2 protein-coding genes, 1 tRNA gene and 1 pseudogene are annotated in these 2,872 nt (G+C 65.7%); 2 read left to right on the forward strand and 2 right to left on the reverse strand.

Annotation, left to right across the window (positions count from 1 at the left end; genetic code table 11):
- Positions 1-263 (reverse strand): annotated as a pseudogene (locus A5698_RS09105) (cytochrome P450); the annotation flags it as partial.
- 258 nt (positions 264-521) lie between these two features.
- Between A5698_RS09105 and A5698_RS09110 the strand changes: the two are divergent.
- Together A5698_RS09110 and A5698_RS09115 are read left to right on the forward strand one after the other, a co-directional pair.
- The gene (locus A5698_RS09110; RefSeq protein ID WP_068295702.1) at positions 522-1,271 is read left to right on the forward strand and encodes a cysteine hydrolase family protein; all 750 of its coding nucleotides are present in this window, start codon (positions 522-524) and stop codon (positions 1,269-1,271) included.
- Positions 1,256-1,957 (forward strand): AmiS/UreI family transporter, encoded by a 702-nt coding sequence (locus A5698_RS09115; RefSeq protein ID WP_084792346.1) that lies wholly within the window; start codon positions 1,256-1,258, stop codon positions 1,955-1,957. The genes A5698_RS09110 and A5698_RS09115 overlap by 16 nt, the downstream gene beginning before the upstream one ends.
- A gap of 95 nt (positions 1,958-2,052) precedes the next feature.
- On the opposite strand, the gene A5698_RS28530 is transcribed toward A5698_RS09115, so the two are convergent.
- Positions 2,053-2,120: transfer RNA gene (locus tag A5698_RS28530), tRNA-Phe, on the reverse strand.
- Positions 2,121-2,872: the final 752 nt, after the last annotated feature.

Consider the following 2,872-nt stretch of genomic DNA (forward strand, 5'->3'; position numbering starts at 1 on the left):
CCGGGTCCGAGCACGGCACCGAGGTTCGAGGCCCGGGCCACGAGGTCGCTGTTCGTCGTGAACAACTCCCTGATGAGGTCCCGGTCGATGATCACGATCGCATTCCCGAAGATGGGCAGTTCGACGCTGAACGCGCCGCCGTACCTGCGGCCGACCGCCGTCAGGGCGCGGTGCCGGCCGGCGAGGAATCCAAGCCCGACCGCCGCCTTCGGCAGCCGGGGCCCGGGCGGGAGCCGCACCGGGTCGGTCGTCGCTTCGGCCATGAACCCACTTCCTGGTACACCGAGGTACCGATGTACGGTACGCGCAGGTACCGCAGAAGACAAGGGTGGCCGGTCGGCACAACCCCGACCTGATGTCGCGGCCGGGAGGCGATGGACTCGCGCCGATTCTAAGTGTCTCTCCGCCGTTGACCTCGTGGGACGCTTCGGTCGTATCCGTTTCCTCCGTGTAAACACAGGCGGCCGTGGACATTTCACCGCCGCCCCGAACACCCGTCCCCCGAGAAGAAAGTCACGAGATTGACCGCCACCATCAACGCCCCGTCGCGACCGACTCCCCTGGAGCCGGTCGAACTCGATCGCACGCAATTCCCGCCGACCAACGTCGGCTCCATCCCGCCACTGGCCAAGCAGTGGCAGAAGCTCGACTTCCGCGAGATCCTGAGCCGGCCGGCCGCCTTCCTGTCCGTGAGCCAATCCAATTCGCTCTACAAGCCGGGCGGCGTGCAATACGCCGAAGGGCACGCGTTGCGCGGAAGCCTCGAGGCCACGGTGAAGACGGTCAAGGCGGCGCGCAGGGCACCGAACTTCGTGTCGTTCAACTGGATCGGCTTCTCGGTGTTCCGGCAGGACTATCCGCAGACCGACTTCGACCGCGTCCAGTATGAGAGCTGGACCGGCCACATCGACGCGACGCCGCAGCAGATCGCCTGGGACAACGCGCTTGTCGACGAGTTGCGCGACCTTGTCGAGCCGGGTGACAACGAGCTCTACGAGAAGGCGCTGCAGACCGCGTTCGTCGGCACGGACCTACCGGGCGCGCTGATTCGGCAGAAGGTCGAGGTCGTCGTCATCACCGGCATCCACCTCGACTGGTGCACCGAGGGCAACGCCCGGGCGGCGCGCGACCACGGGTTGCTGCCGATCATCGTCGGCGACGCGACCGGCGCCGTGCGCCCCGACCAGGAACCGGCGGCCTTTCAGCGCATCAACGACTTCTTCGCGCCGGTGATCACGTCGGACCAGTTCGTGGAATGGGTGAGCCGCTGATGGGAAACGTCGGTCTGCTGCTCGTCGGCGTCGTTCTGTTCGTCAACGGACTCGTCTCCATCGGGGTCGTCAAGCCCAGAAGCGCCGCCCCGCTCAACCTTTTCGTCGGGTCGGCGCAGGTCATACTGCCCACGCTGATCCTGGTCCAGGCGGGCGGCGACGCCGGCATCGTGAACGGGACCTGGCCGAGCCTGCTGTTCGGATTCACCTATCTGTGGTTCGGGCTCATCCAGATCTACGATCTGGAGCCGCAGGGGTTCGGTTGGTACAGCGTGTTCGTCGCCGCGATCGCGGCGTTCTACGCCGTCAAGAACATCGGCACCGACCCGGTCTTCGCGGTCATCTGGGCCACCTGGGCGACCATGTGGACACTGTTCTTCGTGTTGCTCGGCCTCGGGATCACCCGAGTTCGGTCCTTCGACCTCGGTCACTTCACGGGCTGGGTGCTGATCCTGCTCGGGATCCCGACATGTACGGTGCCCGCGATCTTCCTGTTGAACGGGGTCTGGACGGTCTCGCCGGTGGCCGGTGTCGCGGCGCTGGCCGGCCTGGCGCTGGCTGCGGGTCTGTCGGCAACCCTGGCGAGGCGGACCGCGGGGACGGACGAAACCGTTCCGGCTGCCGGCCCGGCCCCGGTCGAGGTCGTGCCCGCCGAGGAGAAGGTGAACGTGCCACAACCCGTGTGAGCGCGACGGCGTGATGTCGGAAAACCGGCGGCTTCGGGAGACCGGAGCCGCCGGTCGCGTGCTGCGGGGAGAGGGGCGTCGACGTGACGACGTCTTGGTGGCCAGGGCCGGGATCGAACCGGCGACCTTCCGCTTTTCAGGCGGACGAGATAGCCACTGACCTGCGGTTTATCTGCGTCTGTGCGTCGTATGCGCCGCATTGAGCTGCGCTGACGTATTCAGTCTGTCCGACGAACGGGCATAAACCGGACACGGTGCTTGCACTCCTGACCAGGAGCTTCGGCGCTGCCGCGTGCGTTGTGGGCGGCGTCGGGGCCTCCGGGGAGCAGGCGCCCCGATGCCCAGCATCGCATCATCAGCCACCGAGTCCACACCGTCGACGGGCGGTTCGGCATTTGCACCTGAAGGCCCGTCTTTCGAGCACGGTTCTGCGGGTGTCTCGGTGGACGGGAGGTCGCGAGCGCCCGAGGCCGCCAGGCCGCAGGGCGGGAGAGCGACAGCGGTCGGCCGTACGTCGACCGAGGCGACCGGCCCCTAGACCGAGGTCCGCGGGTGTTCAGTTTCTGAACACCAGAGGTCAGATCTCCGACTGCCACGCGCCGAAGTTCGGGGGTGTTCAGTTTCTGAACACCAGTGGTCGGATCTCCCGACAGCACGCGCGGCTAACGGCGACATAGCTGCACGACACTGCACTGCCAGCGCAAGCCCGGCGTGATTGAAATTGTTCGGGTTAGAAGCCCATTCCGTTGGCAACGGAATATCGCCATATCACGAACAGATACAAACTTTTCTCGGCCGACAGGCGATTTGACATGCGCATACGCAACCTGTTCGGGGTAACCCCCTTGTTCCGGAGCCATCGGAACAGGTATGTTTTCCGAACAGGAGATACTCATGACTGAACCAATCACTCCA

The organism is Mycobacterium sp. E136, assembly GCF_001666865.1.
GTDB lineage: Bacteria > Actinomycetota > Actinomycetes > Mycobacteriales > Mycobacteriaceae > Mycobacterium.

Excerpts from the sequence above, each read along its gene's own strand:
- A5698_RS09115 (WP_084792346.1), top strand. The coding sequence starts at position 1,256 with ATGGGTGAGCCGCTGATGGGAAACGTCGGTCTGCTGCTCGTCGGCGTC.